Source organism: Amycolatopsis sp. M39, assembly GCF_001651785.1.
Taxonomy (GTDB): domain Bacteria; phylum Actinomycetota; class Actinomycetes; order Mycobacteriales; family Pseudonocardiaceae; genus Amycolatopsis; species Amycolatopsis rubida.
On the sequence record NZ_LWSF01000021.1, the window covers coordinates 38,460 to 57,168 of the forward strand.

The following is an 18,709-nucleotide window of genomic DNA, read 5'->3' on the forward strand; positions in this document are numbered from 1 at the left end:
CCACGAGGATCCGCCGGGCGGCAACACAGGTCACGAGGACGCTCCCGGCGGCAACAACCACCATGAGGATCCGCCGGGCGGCAACACGAACCACGAAGACACCCCGGGTGGCGACACCGGCCACGACAACACCCCGGGCGGCAACAACCAGCACGAGGATCCGCCGGGCGGCAACAACAATCCGCACGAGGAGCGGCCGAACAACCAGCCGCACGAGGACGACCCGTTCGACACCTGGCTGGCCGCGGACCAGCACTTCAACCCGCCGCCCGACCGCCCGCACGACACCCCGGGCGGCAACACGCACCACGAGGACGCCCCGGGCGGAGGGGGCGACCACCACGAGAACTCGCCGGGCGGNCGGGCGGCAACACCGGACACGACGACTCCCCGGGCGGCAACAACCATCACGACGACACCCCCGGCGGCAACACGAACCACGACGACCCGCCGGGCGGGAACAACCATCACGACGACACCCCCGGCGGCAACACGAACCACGAAGACACCCCGGGTGGCAACAACACCAACCACGAGGACACCCCGGGCGGCAATCAGCACGAGGACAACCCGGGCGGCGCCAACCAGGAAAACGGGGGCGGCGGGAACAGCGGAGGCGGCGGGTCCGGCCCGCAGTCCCCGTTCAAGCCGTACGAGTTCAGCTGGATGAAGAAGCACGAAAGCTGGCTGAAGAACGTCTGCGACATCCCCGGCATCAAGCAGTACACCGGCGGGAAGAACGTCTGGTCGGAAATCGTCAAGGGACCGGAAGAGTTCTTCAAGCAGTACCCGAAGGTGTTCACCTTCCTCAAGACCATGTCCGACGCCAAGAGCAGCAAGAACTTCGTCGGCTGGGCCGGCAAGGACGCGGTCAACTTCGACAAGTCGATCACCGACATCCAGATGCAGGCCGAGGAAGCCTGGAACACCTCCGACGAGCAGTGGCGCCAGGAGCATCCGGACCCGGCCGCCGCGGAGTGACCGGACCGGAAAAGCCGTGCGGGCCACCCTGAGGGAATCAGATTCCCTCAGGGTGGCCCGCACGGACGGTCCCGGGCGCGAACCGAGCCGGGCGGGCAAGGGAAGTCCCGGGCCAGGGGCCGTGAAGACTCAGTCCGACGTCTCCGCGAACCGCGCCGTCATGGCTTCCCGGCCGCGCTTGCTCAGCTCGCCGAACAGCCGCAGCCGGGCGAGGCCGCCGTCGGGGTAGATGTCCAGGCGGACCTCCGTGATCTCGGGGCCGTCGTCCGCCAGGGCGAAGCGGTGCCGGGTGTCGGGCTGCAACCTGGTGCGCGGCAACAGTTCCACCCACTCGCCCTCGTCGAGGCGGCCGCTCACCGCGGCCCAGCCGGGCGCGTTTCCCTTGAGGTTGCCGGTGTCCAGCTCCACGAACCGGATCAAACCCGCGCCTGCCAGGGACACCGTCGCCCAGTCGTTGCCGTCGTCGCGGCGGCGGGCGGTTTCCCAGCCCTCCGCCTGGTGCGCGGCGAGGCCCGGCGACAGCATGTTGTTCGGCGACGAATAGAACATGTCGCTGCACCCGGTGACGACCGCGCCGTTCTCCAGCGCCGCCAAGTCCAGCGAGCGCGGGTCGAGCAGCGAAGGGTCGGGCACCGGCGAACCGTGCACCCTCAGCCGGGCGACGCCGCCGTCGGGGTGCTGGGTGAGGCGCACGTGGGTGTAGCGACGCGGGGACGTCACCTTGTAGTAGTTCTCCGAGTCGCCGGCCGCCGGTTCGTGGTCGACCAGGAGGTCCCAGTCGGCGTCCTGCAGTTCGGCCGCGCTCGGGTAGCCGGGCGCCGACGTCGCCGCCACGGACACGAACGGCGGGTAGTTGCCCTTGAAGAACGCCGTGTCCACCACCACGCCGGACACCACGCCGCCGAGGCCGAGGCGGAGGAGGGCGTGGTCGTCGCCGGGTTCGCGGTGCCGCCGGGTCTCCCAGCCGTCGTACACCTGGCCCTTCGGGCCGAACGTTTCGGCGCGGTGCGCCGGCCGCCACGGGTTGACCAGGTTTTCCTTTTCGGCGAACAGTTCGTCGCTCGCCCACATCACGGTGCCCCCGAACAGGCGCGAGGCCAGATCGGGCTGGGTAGTCCACTCCGGACGGTCGGACACGTGCTCCTCCATCTCTTCAGCAATTGCCCCGGGTCAGCAGAGTCCCCCTCGCTTCGCCGCCGGTCACCGGCTCGCCGCGCAGCCACGTGCCGCGCACGACGCCGGCCAGCGGACGCTGGTCGTACGCGCTCACCGGGTTGCGGTGTTTGAGCTTCGCGACATCCACCACGAAGGCTTCGTCCGGCGCGAAGACGCAGAAATCGGCGTCCCCGCCCACTTCCAGTTTGCCCTTGCGCGTCATCCCGACCTGCGCGGCCGGACGTTCGGCCATCCACCGCACCACGTCGGTCAGGCCGAAGCCGCGCTGGCGGGCCTGCGTCCAGATCGCGGGCAGGCCCAGCTGCAGACTGGAAATGCCGCCCCACGCAAGGCCGAAATCGCCGGTATCGAAGCGCTTCAGCTCCGGCGTGCACGGCGAATGGTCGCTGACGATCGTGTCGATCACGCCGTCCGCCAAACCCTGCCACAGCAGTTCCCGGTTCGCCGCCTCGCGGATCGGCGGGCAGCACTTGAATTGCGTTGCGCCGTCCCGGATTTCCTCCGCGACGAACGACAGGTAGTGCGGACAGGTTTCCACCGACAGCTCGACCCCCTCGCGGCGGGCACTGGCGATCAGCGGCAAAGCGTCCGAAGAGGACAGATGCAGAATGTGCGCGCGAGCACCAGTGCGCCGAGCCGCTTCGATCACCTGCGTGATGGCCAGGTTTTCCGCGCCGCGCGGGCGGGAGCCGAGGAAGTCGTGGTACTTCTCGCCGTGCGGGTCGGGAGCGGCCTCGATCGCGTCGGAATCCTCCGCGTGCACGATCATCTGCGCGTCGAACGACTTCAGCTCACGCAGGGCGGATTCCAGACCGGACGCGTCCAGAGGCGGAAACTCGTCGACGCCGGAGTGCAGCAGGAAGCACTTGAAGCCGAAGACGCCTTCGTCGTGCAGCCCGCGCAAATCGCCTTCGTTGCCGGGAATCGCACCGCCCCAGAACCCGACGTCCACGTGCACGCGACCGCTCGCTGCCTTGCGCTTGACCTCAAGCGCGGCCACGTCGACCGTCGGCGGCAGGCTGTTGAGCGGCATGTCCACGATCGTCGTGACGCCGCCGGCGGCAGCCGCGCGCGTCGCGGTCCCGAAGCCCTCCCACTCGGCGCGGCCGGGGTCGTTGACGTGCACGTGGGTGTCCACGAGACCGGGCAGCAGCACCTCGTCGTCAGCCAGCTCGACGACCCGCGCGCCCGCCATCTCGACAACGCCGGGTTCCACGGCGACAATCCGGCCGTCCCGCACGCCGATCGTCGCCGGCCCGAGACCGGCGGGGGTCACCGCGCGTGCGGCCCGCACCACGAGGTCCATCGACGGCATCCTCCAGTTCCACGTTACGGAAAGAGTCTTTCGCTCACCGAGATTAGACACGTCCTTCCCGGCTCGTCAACGCCGTCTCTCCCACGTTACGGTCACCGGGTGGAGTTGGAAGCCGAGTTCACCAGCGAGCCGTTCCGCGGCGAGGGCGCACCGCCGGAGCACGCCGTCCGCGCCCGCGACGCCGCCGACGCGGCCGGGCTCGACACCGACTTCGGCCCACTCGGCACCCTCGCCCGCGGGACTGCCGACGAACTGTTCGCCGCGCTGCCCTCGATCGCCCGGGCCGCCCTCGAAGGCGGGGCCACCCGGGTGACGCTGCAACTGCGCCGGACCGACGATTCCGACACCGTTCCGGCGGTCGAACTCAACAGCGCGCTTTCGCGATTGATCTCCGACGTGGAACGCGAACTCGGCTCGAAACTCCGCGAACTCGACCGGCCGGAAAAGCAGCGCGCGGTCCGCCTGCTGCGCGAGCGAGGGGCCTTCAACCTGCGGAAATCGGTTTCGGCGGTCGCCGAGGAACTGGGCGTCACGCGGTTCACGGTCTACAACTACCTCAACCGGGAAGCCGACTGAGCAGTCATTCAACAAAGTGTTGACGCATGCTCGACCCGGCCGTACGGTCAGCGGAACACCACCTCCCCTTCAGGAGATTCCGTTGCCGCTCGCACTCGCCGAGTTCAACTCCGCATCCGCCGCCGAACTCCGGCCGATGCTCACTGCCTGCCTGGCCGTGCGGCGCTGGGTCGACACGGTGCTCGAAGGCCGCCCGTACGCCGATTTCGCCGCGCTGAGCACGCGCGCGGACAGCGCGACTCCCTTGCACCGCAACGAGATCCGCGACGCGATCGCCGCACACCCGAGGATCGGCGAACGCCCGAGCGGCAAGGGCAGCGACGCCGACTGGTCCCGTTCGGAGCAGTCCGGCGTGGACAACGCGGACGAATTCGCCGCCGCCAACGCCGAATACGAAGCCCGCTTCGGCCACGTGTTCCTGGTGTGCGCGAGCGGACGCAGCGGCGAGGAACTGCTCGCCAACCTGCGCTCCCGGCTCGGCAACGACCCGGACACCGAACTCGACGTCGCCGGCGCGGAGCTGGCCAAGATCGCGCAACTGCGCCTGGCGAAAGCGGTAACAGCATGAGCGCCGCTCGCCAGCGAATCACGGACTCCCGGGCAGGCAGCGGGAAACTCGGCAAGGAGGCGAGGGCATGAGCCTCGTGACCACCCACGTCCTCGACACCGCCACCGGCAAGCCCGCCGCCGGGATCGCCGTGCGCTTCGAGCGCCAGGACGGCTCGCTGATCGCCGAGGGCGCGACCGATGACGACGGCCGCATCCGCGACCTCGGCCCGGACACGCTCGACCCCGGGGTGTACCGGCTGGTCTTCGACACCGGGAGCTACCTCGGCCCGGAGGCGTTCTTCCCCGGCGTCACGATCGCTTTCCGGATCGTCGACGGCACGTCGCACCACCACGTGCCGGTGCTGCTGAGCCCGTTCGCCTATTCCACCTATCGCGGGAGCTGACATGGGAATCTCGTTGGGCCCCAACCAGTACGGCAAGGCCGAGGTCCGCCTCGTCACCGTCCGGCGCACCAGCGGCGTCCACCATCTGCGCGACCTCACAGTGTCCTCGGCCCTGCGCGGCGACCTGTCGGCCACGCACCTCACCGGCGACAACTCCGCCGTGCTGGCCACCGACACGCAGAAGAACACGGTGTACGCGTTCGCCAAGCAGCAGGACGTCGGCGAGATCGAGGACTTCGCTCTGCGGCTCGGCCAGCACTTCGTCGGCACCCAGGAGAAGATCACCGGCGCGCGGATCTCCGTCGAAGAGCAGGAATGGGACCGCATCACGGTGGACGGCGCGCCGCACGACCACTCGTTCAGCAGCTCCGGCGGCGAACGCCGCACCACGACCGTCACCGTGCACGCCGGCCGCGCCTGGGTGGTGTCCGGAGTGGACGGTCTGGTCGTGCTCAAGTCCACCGGGTCCGAATTCCACGGCTACCCGAAGGACGAGTACACCACGCTCGCCGAAACCGACGACCGCATTCTCGCCACCGCCGTGACCGCGCGCTGGCGCTACGAGGGATTCACCGGGATCGACTGGGCCAAAAGCCATCGGGAGATCCGGCGGACGCTCCTGGAGACGTTCGCCACCAAGCACAGTCTTTCGCTGCAGCAGACCCTGTACGCGATGGGCGAAGCCGTGCTGCGGGCACGGCCGGAAGTAGCCGAGATCCGGTTCTCCCTGCCCAACAAGCACCATTTCCTTGTCGATCTAAGCCCCTTCGGCCTCGAGAACTCAGGCGAGGTGTTCTACGCCGCCGACCGGCCGTACGGCCTCATCGAAGGCACGGTGGTCCGCGACGAAGCCGAAGAGCCCGGCCCGGCCTGGACCGACGCCGTGCTCTAGCCCCGTCCCTCGTGAGCGGCAATCACGGTTCTCACCGTGACCGCCACTCACGACACCCCCGGGAGAGCGCATGTCAGGAACACAGGAACGACCTTCTCGGCACCCCGTGGACGCGGCGCCTCCGCTGCCGCAGTTGATCCTCGGAGGAATCCAGCACGTCGCGGCCATGTACGCCGGAGTGGTGGCGCCACCGCTCGTCATCGGCGCGGCCGTCGGCCTCTCCCCCGGCCAGCTCGCGCTGCTGATCAGCGCGGCGCTGTTCACCGCGGGACTGGCCACCCTGTTGCAGACCCTCGGCTTCTGGCGCTTCGGCGCGAGACTGCCGCTGGTCAACGGCGTCACTTTCGCCGCCGTCGCACCGATCCTGTCCATCGCGGCGCAGCATCGCGACGGCAACGCGTTGGGCGTCGTCTACGGCGCCACGCTCGCCGGCGGCGTGTTCGTAGTGTTCGCCGCACCGTTTTTCTCCAAGCTGACGCGGTTTTTCCCGCCGGTGGTGACGGGGACGGTCATCACGCTCATCGGGATCTCGCTGCTGCCGGTCGCCGTGCAGTGGATCGCCGCGCAGCACAAATCGGCCAAGCCCAGCGGGCTCGTGCTGGCCGGGATCACACTGGTCGCGGTGCTCGTCTTCACCCGGTTCCTGACCGGGTTCTGGAGCCGGATCGCGCTGCTGCTCGGCCTGGTCGCCGGCACCGCCGCGGCATGGCCGATGGGCCAAGTCGACACATCGACGCTGAAGCAGGCCCCGGTGTTCGGCATCGTGACGCCGTTCCACTTCGGCACCCCGTCGTTCGACATCGCCGCGATCGTCTCGATGCTCATCGTGATGCTGGTGATCATGGCGGAAAGCACCGCTGACCTGCTGGCGCTCGGCGAGATCGTGGACCGGCCGACCACCAGTCGCGTCCTGGCCGACGGCCTGCGCGCGGACGGGCTCTCCACCGCCGTCGGCACGATCTTCGGCGGGTTCGCCTGCACGGCGTTCGCGCAGAACATCGGCCTCGTGTCGCTCACCCGCATGGTGAGCCGGTACGTGGTCGCGGCCAGCGGCCTGGTGCTCGTGCTGCTGGGCGTGTTCCCGGTGACCGGCGGGATCATCGCGCTGGTGCCGCAGCCGGTGCTCGGCGGAGCCGGGCTGGTCCTGTTCGGCAGCGTCGCGGTGAGCGGCATCCGGACGCTCGCGAAGGCGTCGTTCGAGCATCCGGTCAACGTCGCGATCGTCGCCGCGTCGCTCGGCGTCGGGCTCATCCCGATCGCCATGCCGGACTTCTACTCCGGGTTCCCGGCTGCGCTGCAGGTCGTGCTCAACTCCGGGATCAGCGCGGGCTGCGTGACCGCGGTGGTGCTCAACCTGGTGCTCCGGCCGCGCTTGATAGAACGCTCTACTGTCAAGGAGTTATCCTCGGTGGCGTGACTGGCACCAAGGACCGCATCCTCGCCGCCGGGGCGGAGTTGTTCCGCCACGGCGGGTACGCGGGTACCGGCATGAAGCAGATTGTCGAGAAAGCCGGCGCGCCCTTCGGGTCGGTGTACCACTTCTTCCCCGGCGGCAAGGAGCAGCTGGGCGAAGAAGTGGTACGCACCTCGGGGATGCAGTACGCGCAGCTGTTCGAAGTCTTCATCGCCCCTTCGCCGGACCTGATCACCGGCATCGAAACGTTCTTCGCGGGCGCGGTCACCACGCTGCTCGACACGGACTACGTCGAGGGCTGCCCGATCGCGACCGTCGCGCTCGAAGCGGCGACCACCAACGAACCTCTGCGCAGGGCCACCGCGGACGTGTTCGAGGCGTGGACCAAAGCGGGCACCAAGGGATTTTCCGCCTTCGGCCTTCCCGAGGAGCACGCCCGCACGCTCACGCTCGCCCTGGTGACCAGCCTGGAAGGCGCGTTCGTGCTGTGCCGCTCCATGCGGACGACCGAACCGATGGCGGTCGCGGGCGCGGCGGTGGTCGACNGTGGTCGACGTGGCGCGACGGCTGCTGGCGGAACTGGGTGACGACGGGAAGCGACGTCCCGAGGACAGCTAAGCTGGAACCAACGTCCGGGTCCGCGGGAGGTGGCCGGTGTTCGGTCTCAGCATCGACCACATCGTGATTTTACTGCTCGCCGGGTTGTTCATCCTCGGCCCGGAACGGCTGCCCGAGGCGGCGCACTGGGTCGCGCAAGCCCTGAAACGGGCACGCGGGTTCGCCGCGGGCGCCAAAGCCCAGCTCGAAGCCGAGATCGGCCCGGAGTACCAGGAGCTGCGGAAACCGTTGCAGGAACTGCAGTCCCTGCGGATGGGCAGCCCCCGGGCGGCCGTGACGAGATACCTGCTCGACGGCACGCCCCCGGCCCCCCGCCCGGCCTCGACGCCGCCGCCGGTTCCGTTGCGCGCGAACGAGCGGCCGCCGGTCGATCCCGACGCCACCTGATCATTCCGCCGCGCGCCACGCCCATCCGGCGAGCACGAGCAGTTCGACGAGTTCCAGCACCGCCATCAGCCGTTCCACGAGCCCGGTCGCGACGGTCGGCAGATGCTGCCCGAATGCGACATTGGCCGCGAACGGAATGAGAAACGGCAGAAAGAACGGCACGGCCGCCAGTCCCGTAATACGCGACCAGCGCGCATACCCCCGCCACCCCGGCGCATTCCGGTGCGTCCGGCCGAGCAGCCATCCGGCCAACGGCAAACTCACACAACTGATCCCGGTCGCCCCGAGATGCACTTTGCCGACCCACGTCACCGCATTTCCCTGCGGGTCCTTCGTGAACAACGCGACCGCCGCGAGCCCGGCGCACCAGGCGGTCATCGCGACGACCGTCAGCGTTCCGCGCAGAAGCCCCCGGCGGCGCAGGACCACGGCCACCACGACCGAACCGGCCGACGTCAGCAGCATCGCCGCCGCCCACATCCACCAGCCGGGAGTCCAGGCGTAGTCGCTGAGCATCGCGCTGACCGGGTCGATCGGGCCCCAGTAGCGGTCGACGTGCAGCACCACCAGGAACGCGGCCGCGGCCAGCACCGCGGCCACCGCCGCGCCGAGCGCGCATTTCGTTCCTCTCGCCGACGGGGCAGGCACCAGCACCGGAGTCAGTTCTGTCGCCACTACTGGTTCTCCGCTCGTCCGCTCTCCCGAAAGCATATCCCGGCCGCGCTCCCGTCGCTTTCGGACAGTCCGACCGAATTGCCGCGCATTCTCAGCGTCCTGCCAGAAATCGTGACTACCCTCGCGGCCGTTCACTGATTTCTACCGACGGGAAATCCATGCCTGCCGCGCGCCGTATGGAATTGCGGCTGCTTCTGTTCGCGGTGGCGATCGTCTGGTGCGCGTTCCTGCTTGTGGACGCGAACGCCCTGGCACAGCTCAGCTTCTCCATCGTCGGCTACGGCGCCTCGTTCACCGCGGTGGTCGCGGCGGCGCACCTCGCCGTCCGGCGCTGGGCCCCGCACGCGGACCCGCTGATCCTGCCCTGCACCGTACTGCTGAACGGGCTGGGCCTGGTAGTGATCCACCGGATCGACCTCGGACTCGCCGAACAGGCGGTGCAGCACGGAAAGCAGTATTCGGCCGTCGCCGGGCAGCAGGTGCTGTGGACGGTGGTGGCGCTGGCGTTGTTCCTGGCAGTGCTCGGTTTCGTACGGGATCACCGGGTGCTGACCCGCTACGGCTACCTCGCCGGGCTGGCCGGAATCGTCGCGGTGATCCTGCCCGCGCTGCTGCCGTCGTCGCTGTCGGAGGCCAACGGCGCGAAGGTGTGGATCAAGCTCGGCCCGATGTCGATCCAGCCGGGCGAGTTCGCGAAGCTGCTGCTCATCGTGTTCGCCGCGACGACGCTGGTGGCGAAACGGGAACTGTTCCGCGTGGCCGGACGCAAGGTGCTCGGCGTCGAACTGCCGCGGGCGCGCGATCTGGGGCCGATCGTGCTCGCCGCACTCGGCTGCGTGGCGGTGCTGGCGTTCGAGAAGGAACTCGGCGCCTCGCTGCTGTTCTTCGGGATCGTGCTGGTGATGATCTACCTCGCGACCGAGCGGGCGATCTGGGTGTACGCCGGGCTGACGGTGTTCGCCGGCGGCTGCGTGCTGGCGTACTTCCTGTTCAACCACGTGCGGCAACGGGTCGCGAACTGGATCGACCCCCTCTCGACCTACGACCAGGCCGGCGGCGGGTACCAGATCGCGCAGGGTCTGTTCGGCCTCGGCACCGGCGGCATGGGCGGAACCGGACTCGGCGCGGGCAGGCCGGACATCGTGCCCGAGTCGAACACCGACTTCATCACCGCCAGCATCGGCGAGGAACTGGGTTTCCTCGGACTGGCCGCGGTGCTGATGCTGTACCTGCTGATCGCGCTGCGCGGAATGCGGCACGCGCTCGCCGTCCGGGACAGCTTCGGCAAACTCCTCGGCGGCGGGCTGGCGTTCACCGTGGTGATGCAGATTTTCGTGGTCGTGGGCGGGGTGACGAAGCTGATTCCGGAGACCGGGATCACCGCGCCGTTCCTGTCGAAGGGCGGTTCGTCGCTGCTCGCGAACTACATCCTGGTGGCGTTGCTGCTGCGGATCTCGGACGCGGCACGCCAGCCGAACGCGACCGACCCGGTGCAGGCGGCGCGGGCACCGCTGGCGGAGGCGGGAACGGTGCTGGTCAAGCGGCCGCAGTGAGCCAGCGGGGGCCACCCGAGTGCGCGGCATCCGCTCGATCGCGGGCCACGAGAGCACTGCCCTGCCGTCGAGACGAGCACCGCCGCGGCTCACCGGGGCGGATCCCAGACCAGCCGGTGCCTGAATAACAGCGGCGGCCGTCCCGAAGCGGCCGGGGTGCGGATCCGCCACGTGCCAACCGCGCGGTGAACCGTGCCTGAAGCTGCGGGCTGTTGGCGAGATCAGCCCACGGCCTCAGTCTTCGCGCAGCCGGGCGCTCGCCTTCGCCAGCTCGCCCGCGATCACCGTCTCGTCCGCGGACTTCAACCGCCCGCCGTCGACGACCGTCTTTCCCCCCACGAACAGCCTCCGCAGCGGCGGCGGCGCGGCCAGGACCAGCGCCGCGACCGGGTCCTCGATGCCCGCGTAGTTCAGCCCGTTGAGATCCCACACCGCCAGATCCGCGAGCTTCCCCACCTCCACCGAGCCCGTCTCGCGCTCCCGGCCGAGACACCGCGCGCCGCCCATTGTCCCCAGCCACAACGCTTCCCGCGTGGTCAATCCGGTCGGGCCGCCGCGTTGCCGGGCCTGCAGCAACGCCTGATGCAGTTCGTCGGCCAAGCCGCCGGATTCGCTCGAAGCCGCGCCGTCGACGCCCAATCCGACCGGAGCACCGGCGTCGAGCAAATCCCGCACCGGCGCGATTCCACTGCCCAGGCGGCCATTCGACGTCGGGCAATGGGCGGAACCCGTCGCCGTCGCGCCGAAGCGGCGGATCGCGTCCGGCGCGAGGTGGACGGTGTGCGCCAACCAGACATCCGACGCCAGCCAGCCCAGTTTGTCCGCGTACTCCGCGGGCGTGAGACCGGTTTCGGCGAGGCATTGCTTTTCCTCGTCCTGGGTTTCGGCCAGATGCGTGTGGAGCCGGATGCCCTTGCGCCGGGCCAGTTCGGCCGAGTCGGCCATCAGCCGTTCGGTGACGGTGAACGGCGAGCAGGGGCCAGCGGCGATCTGCAGGTGCGCACCCGGCGAGGCATCGTGGTAGCGGTCGATCGCGGCTTCGGTGCCGAGGAGGGCCTCCTCGGCGGTCTCGACCAGGCTGTCCGGCGGCAGCCCGCCGTCCGATTCGCCGCGGTCCATCGAGCCGCGGACCAGGTGCAGCCGCAAGCCGATCCGCTCCCGCGCGGCGACGAGCGCGGCCACCTGGTCGCCGCCGCCGGACGGGAAGACGTAGTGGTGGTCGGCGACCGTGGTGCAGCCGCTCAGGGCGAGCCGCGCCATTCCGGCGGTGCCCGCGGCGTGCGTGATCTCCGCGTCCAGCTTGGCCCACACCGGGTACAGCGCGACCAGCCACTCGAACAGCGTGTGGTCGGCGGCGAGGCCGCGGGTGGCCCATTGGTAGAGGTGGTGGTGCGTGTTCACGAGGCCCGGCGTGACGAGGCAGCCGGTGGCGTCGACGCGTTCGTCCGCCGTCCCCGGGTAGGTGCCGTCGCCGACAGCCGCGATGCGGTCGTCTTCGAGGACGACGTGGCCGCTGCGGTGCTCAGGGCCGCTGACTGTGGCGATCGCGGCGTGTTCGACGACTGTCCTCATCCGAACCTCCTCAAGCTCGTGAGCGGCGATCCCGGTTCTGACCGGGATCGCCACTCACGAGAACCCTCACAACGCCTTGGCCGCCCGCTCCGCCACCAGATTCAGGAACCGGCTCGGATCCTTCAGCTCGCCGCCCTCGGCGAGCAAAGCCATCCCGTGCAGCAGCTCCGCCGTCTCGGCCAGCGAGGTGTCGTCCGGGTGCTCGGCGAACGCCTTGCGCAGACCGGTCACCAGCGCGTGCTCCGGGTTCAGCTCCAGCACGCGCTTCACCGGCGGCAGCTCCTGCCCCATCGCGCGGTACATCTTTTCCAGCGTCGGCGTCAGATCGCCCGCGTCGCCGACGATGCAGGACGGCGACGTCGTCAGCCGAGACGACAGGCGGACCTCCTTGACGGTGTCGGACAGCGTCGCCGACATCCACTTCAGCAGGTCCTCGTACTCGGCCTTCTTCTCCTCAGACGTCTCGTCGCCGAGGTCGACCTCGCCCTTCGCGACCGACTGGAACGTCTTGCCGTCGAAGCCGCTCGCCGGCTCCGTCCACATCTCGTCCACCGGGTCGGTGAGGATCAGCACCTCGTACCCCTTGGCGCGGAACGCTTCCAGGTGCGGCGAGTTCTCGATGACGGTGCGCGAATCGCCGGTCAGGTAGTAGATGTGCTCCTGGCCCTCCTTCATCCGCGACACGTAGTCGCGCAGCGAGGTGGGCTTGTCCGCGTGGTGCGTCGAGTCGAACGACGAGATCTCCAGGATCTGCTCCCGGTTCTCCGGGTCGTCGATCAGGCCCTCCTTGACCGCGCGGCCGAACTCGGACCAGAACGTCGCGTACTTCTCGGCGTCCTCGGTCATCATCGTCTTGACCGTGGAGAGGATCTTCTTCTCCAGCCGCCGCCGGATCGCGCGGATCTGCCGGTCCTGCTGCAGGATCTCCCGCGACACGTTCAGCGACAGGTCTTGGGCGTCGACGACCCCCTTCACGAAGCGCAGGTAGTTCGGCATCAGCGCTTCGCAGTCGTCCATGATGAACACGCGCTTGACGTACAGCTGCACGCCGCGCTTCGCGTCCCGCATGAACAGGTCCATCGGCGCGCGCGAGGGCAGGAACAGCAGCGCCTGGTACTCGAAGGTGCCCTCGGCCTGCATCCGGACCGTCTCAAGCGGGTCGGTCCAGTCGTGGCTGATGTGCTTGTAGAACTCGTGGTACTCCTCGTCGGAGACCTCGTCCTTCGCACGCGCCCACAGCGCCTTCATCGAGTTGACCGTCTCAAGGCCGCCCTCTTCGCCCTCCTTGGCCATCTGCACCGGCCAAGTGATGAAGTCGGAGTAGCGCTTGACGATCTCGCGCACCTTCCACGGCGACGTGTAGTCGTAGAGGTGGTCCTCGTCGTCGGCGGGCTTGAGGTGCAGCGTCACCGACGTGCCCTGCGGAGCGTCGGAGAGGGACTCGATCGTGTAGGTGCCCTCGCCGGCGGATTCCCAGCGGACGCCCTCGCCGGTCCCCGCGCGCCGGGTCACCAGGGTGACCTTGTCGGCGACCATGAAGCTTGCGTAGAAGCCGACGCCGAACTGCCCGATCAGGTCCTGGCCCGCGGATTCCTTCGACTCCTTGAGCTTGCGCAGGAAGTCGGCGGTGCCGGATTTCGCGATGGTGCCGATCAGGTTGACGACGTCGTCGCGGCTCATCCCGATGCCGTTGTCGCGCACGGTGAGAGTGCGCGCCTCGGCGTCGAGAAGAATCTCGATGTGCAGGTTGTCGGTCTCGGCCTGCAGATCCTTGTCGCGGTACGTCTCCAGCCGCAGCTTGTCCAGCGCGTCGGAGGCGTTGGAGACCAGCTCGCGCAGGAAGATGTCCTTGTTCGAGTAGATCGAGTGGATCATCAGCTGCAGCAGCTGGCGCGCCTCGGACTGGAACTCCAGCGTTTCGACCGTCCCGGTTTCCTCAGCCATGGCTTTCGTGTTTCCTTTCCCGCCCTCGAAAAGACCGGCACGCAGTCTACCCACGGGGGACGACAGAACGTGCGGAGACCGCGAAGTCCGGTTGCCGCCAGCGGCGCCCGCCCGGGAGGGCCCGGTTGGGCGGGACTGATCCCGTTGCCGTGTTCGATGGCAGGTATCGAGCTGAGGCCGGTATTTCGCCGCGGGCGGTCCCCGGTCGGCGTCGTTTGTCTCGCTGGCCTCGTAGTTCGTGGAGGAGGTCGTGGGCTCACGAGTTCACGCTTGCCGCCTCGCATACGCGTCCAGCCGCGCCGCCTCGAACGGCAGCTCCGCTTCCGCCAACGCCCCGCACTGAAACCCGCCGAGCAAATACCGCGCCAGCGCCTCCGCCGTAGCAGGCTCGTCGAGCACTCCCCCGGAGGTCTTCGACGCGTAGTCCTGCAACCGCTTGGCCGCCGCCGGGGCGCCCTCGCGGTAGAAGGCGTACGTCGCCGCGTACCGGGTCGGCAGCTGGTGCGGATGCAGGTCCCAGCCCTGGTAGAAGCCGTTCTCCAGCGACCGCCGCACGAGGCGCAGGTGCTCGGCCCACGCGCCCGGCAGGTCGTCGCCCACCGGAAGCCGGTTGGTCGAACCGTCGGACAGCCGCACGCCCGTTCCGGCAGCCGCGACCTGCATCAGTTGCTTCGCGAAGTCGGCGGCGGGGTGCGCCATGCTCTGGTACGCCGCGCTGATGCCGAGACCCGCGCTGTAGTCGTAGGTCCCGTAGTGCAGTCCGGAACACCGGCCGCCGGAGGCCTGGATGATCTGCGCGACCGAGACCGTGCCGTCGGTCGAGAGGATCGACTGCGCGGTCTCGATCTGCACCTCGAACCGCAACGAGCGGTCCGCCAGCCCGTACGCGGTTTCCAGCCGCCCCAACACTTCCGCGGCGACTTCGACCTGCTCGACCGCGGTGACCTTCGGCAGCGTCACCACGAATCCGTCCGGCAGCGATCCCTCGGAAAGCAAGCCGGAGAGGAACAGGTCGAGCGTCCGGATGCCCCGCCGTCGCGTCGCGGCTTCGAAGCTCTTGAACCGGATTCCGGCGAACGGAGTGCCGCCGGTGGTCGCGAGGGTGCGCCCGGCGGCCTCGGCGGCCGCGTCCTCCGCTTCGTCGCCGGGATGGCCGTAACCGTCCTCGAAGTCGATGCGGAGGTCCTCGATCGGCTCGGTGAGGAGCTTCTCGCGGACTCGCTCGGCCACCGCCGGGTCGAGGTTCAGCAGGTCGCCGTGCTCGACGAAGACCCGCATCGCCTGTTTGCCCCAGTCGGCGACCAGGCGCGTGCGGTACTGCGACGCCGGCACGTACACCGTGTGCACCGGACGACGGCCCGGAGACTCGCCGGGATACCGCGCCGCCACGCGCGCGTCGGCCTCGGCCAACCGCGCGTCGGCGGCGCTGTAGACGTCCTCGGCGAGCCGTCCGCCTGCCATTACTGGATGTGCTCGTACGCCGGGAGGGTCAGGAAGTCCGGGAACTCGTCAGCCAGCGCGACCTGCTCGAACAGCTCGACCGCGGGCTTCAGCAGATCGTCGGAAACCTCCGCCGCCAGCTCGCCGCGGACGTCGGCGACGACCCCGCGCACCAGCTCCGCGGTGACCGTCTCGCCGTTGTCCAGCTGCGTGCCGTTCTTGACCCACTGCCACACCTGCGAGCGGGAAATCTCGGCCGTGGCGGCGTCTTCCATCAGGTTGTGGATCGCCGCCGCGCCGTTGCCGCCCAGCCACGAGGCCAGGTAGCGGATGCCGACGTCGACCGCCGCGCGCAGGCCGGCCGCGGTGGCGCTGCCCGGCGTCGAGGCGACGTCCAGCAGCTGGTCGGCGGTCACGCTCACCTCGTCGCGGGTGCGCCCGAGCTGGTTCGGCTGGTCGCCGAGGACCTTGTCGAACTCTTCCGCGCAGAGTGCGACCATGCCCGGGTGCGCGACCCACGAACCGTCGAAGCCGTCCCCGGCCTCCCGCGACTTGTCGGCGTGCACCTTGTCGAAGGCGCCCTTGTTGACTTCCGGGTCCTTGCTCGGGATGAACGCGGCCATGCCGCCGATCGCGAACGCGCCGCGCTTGTGGCAGGTGCGCACGAGCAGTTCGGTGTAGGCGCGCATGAACGGCGCGGTCATGGTGACCGAGTTGCGATCCGGCAGCACGAACTTCTCGCCCGCGTCGCGGAAGTACTTGATGACGCTGAACAGGTAGTCCCAGCGGCCCGCGTTCAGGCCGGAGGCGTGCTCGCGCAGTTCGTAGAGGATCTCTTCCATCTCGAACGCGGCCGGGATGGTCTCGATCAGCACGGTCGCGCGGACGGTGCCGTGCGGGATGCCGAGTGCCTTCTCCGCGTGCGTGAACACGTCGTTCCACAGCCGCGCTTCGAGGTGGCTTTCCATCTTCGGCAGGTAGAAGTACGGGCCCTTGCCGCGGTTGAGCAGCTCCTGGGCGTTGTGGAAGAAGTACAGGCCGAAATCGACCAGCGCGCCGACGCCCTTGCGCCCGCCGAAGGTCAGGTTCCGCTCGTCGAGGTGCCAGCCGCGCGGGCGGACCACGATCGTCGCGTGCTCGACGTCGGGCTTCAGCTCGTAGTGCTTGCCGTTCTGGTCGAGCGTGATGGTGCCGCGGATCGCGTCGGACAGGTTGACCTGGCCGCCCACGACGTTCGCCCAATGCGGCGTGTTGGCGTCCTCGAAGTCGGCGAGCCACACCTTGGCGCCGGAGTTGAGGGCGTTGATGGTCATCTTGCGGTCGGTCGGACCGGTGATCTCGACGCGGCGGTCGCGCAGCGCGGCCGGCGCGCCGGCGACCTGCCAGTCGCCCTCGCGGATCTCCTTGGTCTCCGCCAGGAAATCGAGGCGGCCGGTGGTCCGGGCCTCCTCGCGCCGCTTGCCCCGCGCGACGAGGAGTTCGTCGCGCCGCGCGGCGTACTCGTCGTGCAAGCCCGCTACGAAAGCGAGGGCTTCCGGCGTCAGAATCTCGTCCCCACGCTCGACGGACCCGCCGAGAACCTGGACCTCAGACATGCGCAACACCCCGAGTAGTGCTTTGGATAACGTCCCTACGGTTTTTACCTGACGGACTATAGTTTCTGCATAGCGGAACATCAATCGGGTCTGTGAGGAGGACCACGGGTGGCGGCTGAGAAGAGCGGACGAGACGGCGGCGTCCAGTCCCTGCAGCGCGCGTTCGAGCTGCTGGAGCACCTGGCGGACACCGGCGGCGAGGCCAGCCTGTCGGAGCTGGCGACCCTGTCCGGGCTGCCGATGCCGACGATCCACCGGCTGATCCGCACGCTGGTGTCGCTGGGCTACGTCCGGCAGAACACCAACCGGCACTACGCGCTGGGCGCCCGGCTGATCCGGCTCGGCGAGAACGCCAGCATGCAGTTCGGCGCGTGGGCGCGGCCGCTGCTGGTGGAACTGGTCGAGGAGGTCGGCGAGACGGCGAACCTGGCGGTGCTGGAACGCGACGAGGTGGTCTATGTCGCACAGGTGCCCTCGAAGCACTCGATGCGGATGTTCACCGAGGTCGGCCGGCGCTTGCTGCCGCACGGCACCGGCGTGGGCAAGGCGATGCTGGCGGAACTGCCCGCAGACGAGGTCGCGTCGCTGCTGGAACGCACCGGGATGCCCGCGTACACCGAGCACACCTTCACCGACCCGGACGCGCTGGCGGCGGAGCTGAAGAAGATCGCCGGACTGGGTTACGCGCTGGACGAGGCGGAGCAGGAACTCGGGGTGCGGTGCATCGCCGTCGCGATCCCCGGCGCGCCGGTGCCCGCGGCGGTGTCGGTTTCCGGCCCGTCCGGCCGTCTGACGGCGGACGCGGTGAGCCACATCGCGCCGGTGGTGCAGAAGGTCGCGGACCGGCTTTCGCAGCAGCTGCCGGTTACCTGAGTTCGCCTTTGAGGAGGTCCATCAGCAGGCCGTCGTGCCAGGTGCCGTCGAGCCCCTGCTCGTAATCGCGAAGGAGTCCGACGCGGCGGAAGCCGAGCTTCTCGTACACGTGGATCGCGCGGACGTTGGCCGCCGCCGGGTCGATGGTGATCCGGTGGTGGCCCTGGTCGAACAGGCGCTGGGCGAGGATCCGGATCGCCTCCGAACCGAGCCCGAGACCGTAGTGGCCGGGGTGCACGGCCAGGTCGATCCCCGCGTGCCGGTAGCGGCGGGCGGTTTCTTCCCAGCCCTGGATCACGCCGACGGTCTGGCCTTCGTACTCGATGGCGTAGACGTGGTCCTCCTCCTTGGCGAGGAGCCCGTCGGTTTCCTCGCCGGGGTCGCCCCACCACTGGGCGACTTCCGGGGCGGAGAGGATCTTGTGCACCGTCGACCGGTCGGCCTCGGTCAGCGGGCGAAGAGTGACGCGGGTCACTTCATGGGTTTCTGATCGACCTGGACGTCGTACTTCACCTCAGTGCCGTTCACCGTGCCGATCTTGGCCGTGAGACCGGCTTTCTGTCCACCGGCAGTGAGGACGCGGCACATCGACTCCCCCTCGACGGCCTTGATCGGCCCTGGAACAACCGGCGAGAGCGCAGGCGGCGAGCACCGGACCGGACGAATGCGGGAGCGCACGGGTTTCTCCTGGAGCCAGCCGCGCGCGAGTCTTCGAGGACCGCGCGGACCGGCCACTCACCGCCGA

20 protein-coding genes are annotated in these 18,709 nt (G+C 69.1%); 10 read left to right on the plus strand and 10 right to left on the minus strand.

Going from position 1 to position 18,709, the window contains the following annotated elements; translation table 11 throughout:
- Positions 1–343 (minus strand): hypothetical protein (locus A4R44_RS49455; RefSeq protein WP_198545528.1); only part of this gene is annotated, 343 nt, incomplete at its 3' end.
- A gap of 323 nt (positions 344–666) precedes the next feature.
- Between A4R44_RS49455 and A4R44_RS32720 the strand changes: the two genes are divergently transcribed.
- Positions 667–981 carry a hypothetical protein gene (locus tag A4R44_RS32720; protein ID WP_067589233.1) on the plus strand — a complete coding sequence of 105 codons (315 nt, stop codon included), beginning with the start codon at positions 667–669 and terminating at the stop codon, positions 979–981.
- A gap of 129 nt (positions 982–1,110) precedes the next feature.
- On the opposite strand, the gene alc is transcribed toward A4R44_RS32720, so the two are convergent.
- Positions 1,111–2,130 carry an allantoicase gene (gene alc, locus A4R44_RS32725; protein ID WP_067589235.1) on the minus strand — a complete coding sequence of 340 codons (1,020 nt, stop codon included), beginning with the start codon at positions 2,128–2,130 and terminating at the stop codon, positions 1,111–1,113.
- A 4-nt stretch (positions 2,131–2,134) separates the two neighbouring features.
- On the minus strand, positions 2,135–3,463 hold the full coding sequence (gene allB, locus A4R44_RS32730) for an allantoinase AllB (RefSeq protein WP_067589502.1): 1,329 nt from the start codon (positions 3,461–3,463) through the stop codon (positions 2,135–2,137).
- 108 nt (positions 3,464–3,571) lie between these two features.
- Here allB and A4R44_RS32735 point away from each other — a divergent pair, with 108 nt between their 5' ends.
- From A4R44_RS32735 to A4R44_RS32765, 7 genes are all read left to right on the plus strand, one after another.
- A complete protein-coding gene (locus tag A4R44_RS32735; RefSeq protein WP_067589237.1) occupies positions 3,572–4,048 on the plus strand; it encodes a helix-turn-helix domain-containing protein in 477 nt (158 codons plus the stop codon).
- A gap of 82 nt (positions 4,049–4,130) precedes the next feature.
- A complete protein-coding gene (uraD, locus tag A4R44_RS32740) occupies positions 4,131–4,616 on the plus strand; it encodes a 2-oxo-4-hydroxy-4-carboxy-5-ureidoimidazoline decarboxylase (RefSeq protein ID WP_095213779.1) in 486 nt (161 codons plus the stop codon).
- A gap of 67 nt (positions 4,617–4,683) precedes the next feature.
- Positions 4,684–5,001, plus strand: coding sequence for a hydroxyisourate hydrolase (gene uraH / locus A4R44_RS32745; protein ID WP_067589239.1), 318 nt, complete (start codon positions 4,684–4,686; stop codon positions 4,999–5,001).
- Between the two features lies 1 nt (position 5,002).
- Complete coding sequence (pucL, locus tag A4R44_RS32750) at positions 5,003–5,893, plus strand: factor-independent urate hydroxylase (RefSeq protein ID WP_067589240.1); 891 nt, start codon at positions 5,003–5,005, stop codon at positions 5,891–5,893.
- A gap of 70 nt (positions 5,894–5,963) precedes the next feature.
- Complete coding sequence (locus A4R44_RS32755; protein ID WP_067589242.1) at positions 5,964–7,310, plus strand: nucleobase:cation symporter-2 family protein; 1,347 nt, start codon at positions 5,964–5,966, stop codon at positions 7,308–7,310.
- Positions 7,307–7,894 (plus strand): TetR/AcrR family transcriptional regulator, encoded by a 588-nt coding sequence (locus A4R44_RS32760; RefSeq protein WP_067589244.1) that lies wholly within the window; start codon positions 7,307–7,309, stop codon positions 7,892–7,894. The genes A4R44_RS32755 and A4R44_RS32760 overlap by 4 nt, the downstream gene beginning before the upstream one ends.
- Before the next feature lie 67 nt (positions 7,895–7,961).
- Positions 7,962–8,312: a Sec-independent protein translocase subunit TatB gene (locus tag A4R44_RS32765; RefSeq protein ID WP_067589246.1), complete on the plus strand. Its 351-nt coding sequence runs from the start codon at positions 7,962–7,964 to the stop codon at positions 8,310–8,312.
- On the opposite strand, the gene A4R44_RS32770 is transcribed toward A4R44_RS32765, so the two are convergent.
- A complete protein-coding gene (locus A4R44_RS32770; protein ID WP_095213780.1) occupies positions 8,313–8,987 on the minus strand; it encodes a DUF998 domain-containing protein in 675 nt (224 codons plus the stop codon).
- A gap of 158 nt (positions 8,988–9,145) precedes the next feature.
- Here A4R44_RS32770 and A4R44_RS32775 point away from each other — a divergent pair, with 158 nt between their 5' ends.
- Entirely contained in the window at positions 9,146–10,540 is a 1,395-nt protein-coding gene (locus tag A4R44_RS32775) for an FtsW/RodA/SpoVE family cell cycle protein (protein ID WP_067589248.1), read from the plus strand.
- Between the two features lie 234 nt (positions 10,541–10,774).
- Here the strand turns inward: A4R44_RS32775 and A4R44_RS32780 are convergent, their stop codons facing one another.
- From A4R44_RS32780 to aceB, 4 genes are all read right to left on the minus strand, one after another.
- Positions 10,775–12,112 (minus strand): 8-oxoguanine deaminase, encoded by a 1,338-nt coding sequence (locus A4R44_RS32780; RefSeq protein WP_067589511.1) that lies wholly within the window; start codon positions 12,110–12,112, stop codon positions 10,775–10,777.
- Positions 12,113–12,178: 66 nt separating this feature from the next.
- On the minus strand, positions 12,179–14,056 hold the full coding sequence (gene htpG, locus A4R44_RS32785; RefSeq protein ID WP_067589250.1) for a molecular chaperone HtpG: 1,878 nt from the start codon (positions 14,054–14,056) through the stop codon (positions 12,179–12,181).
- A gap of 264 nt (positions 14,057–14,320) precedes the next feature.
- Complete coding sequence (locus A4R44_RS32790; protein WP_067589252.1) at positions 14,321–15,517, minus strand: aldolase/citrate lyase family protein; 1,197 nt, start codon at positions 15,515–15,517, stop codon at positions 14,321–14,323.
- Positions 15,517–17,091: a malate synthase A gene (aceB, locus tag A4R44_RS32795; RefSeq protein ID WP_067589253.1), complete on the minus strand. Its 1,575-nt coding sequence runs from the start codon at positions 17,089–17,091 to the stop codon at positions 15,517–15,519. Before aceB ends, A4R44_RS32790 begins: the two co-directional genes overlap by 1 nt.
- Positions 17,092–17,199: 108 nt before the next feature.
- Between aceB and A4R44_RS32800 the strand changes: the two genes are divergently transcribed.
- Positions 17,200–17,964: an IclR family transcriptional regulator gene (locus A4R44_RS32800; RefSeq protein ID WP_067589255.1), complete on the plus strand. Its 765-nt coding sequence runs from the start codon at positions 17,200–17,202 to the stop codon at positions 17,962–17,964.
- On the opposite strand, the gene A4R44_RS32805 is transcribed toward A4R44_RS32800, so the two are convergent.
- Positions 17,957–18,439, minus strand: coding sequence for a GNAT family N-acetyltransferase (locus A4R44_RS32805; RefSeq protein ID WP_067589257.1), 483 nt, complete (start codon positions 18,437–18,439; stop codon positions 17,957–17,959). The genes A4R44_RS32800 and A4R44_RS32805 overlap by 8 nt on opposite strands.
- Positions 18,436–18,642, minus strand: coding sequence for a hypothetical protein (locus tag A4R44_RS48450; RefSeq protein WP_157905061.1), 207 nt, complete (start codon positions 18,640–18,642; stop codon positions 18,436–18,438). Before A4R44_RS48450 ends, A4R44_RS32805 begins: the two co-directional genes overlap by 4 nt.
- Positions 18,643–18,709 lie beyond the last annotated feature (67 nt).

Coding starts and splice junctions, on each gene's coding strand:
- A4R44_RS32720 (WP_067589233.1), top strand. CDS start 667: ATGAAGAAGCACGAAAGCTGGCTGAAGAACGTCTGCGACATCCCCGGC.
- htpG (WP_067589250.1), bottom strand. CDS start 14,056: ATGGCTGAGGAAACCGGGACGGTCGAAACGCTGGAGTTCCAGTCCGAG.
- pucL (WP_067589240.1), top strand. CDS start 5,003: ATGGGAATCTCGTTGGGCCCCAACCAGTACGGCAAGGCCGAGGTCCGC.
- A4R44_RS32755 (WP_067589242.1), top strand. CDS start 5,964: ATGTCAGGAACACAGGAACGACCTTCTCGGCACCCCGTGGACGCGGCG.
- alc (WP_067589235.1), bottom strand. CDS start 2,130: ATGGAGGAGCACGTGTCCGACCGTCCGGAGTGGACTACCCAGCCCGAT.
- A4R44_RS32780 (WP_067589511.1), bottom strand. CDS start 12,112: ATGAGGACAGTCGTCGAACACGCCGCGATCGCCACAGTCAGCGGCCCT.
- uraH (WP_067589239.1), top strand. CDS start 4,684: ATGAGCCTCGTGACCACCCACGTCCTCGACACCGCCACCGGCAAGCCC.
- allB (WP_067589502.1), bottom strand. CDS start 3,463: ATGGACCTCGTGGTGCGGGCCGCACGCGCGGTGACCCCCGCCGGTCTC.
- aceB (WP_067589253.1), bottom strand. CDS start 17,091: ATGTCTGAGGTCCAGGTTCTCGGCGGGTCCGTCGAGCGTGGGGACGAG.
- A4R44_RS32775 (WP_067589248.1), top strand. CDS start 9,146: ATGCCTGCCGCGCGCCGTATGGAATTGCGGCTGCTTCTGTTCGCGGTG.
- A4R44_RS32790 (WP_067589252.1), bottom strand. CDS start 15,517: ATGGCAGGCGGACGGCTCGCCGAGGACGTCTACAGCGCCGCCGACGCG.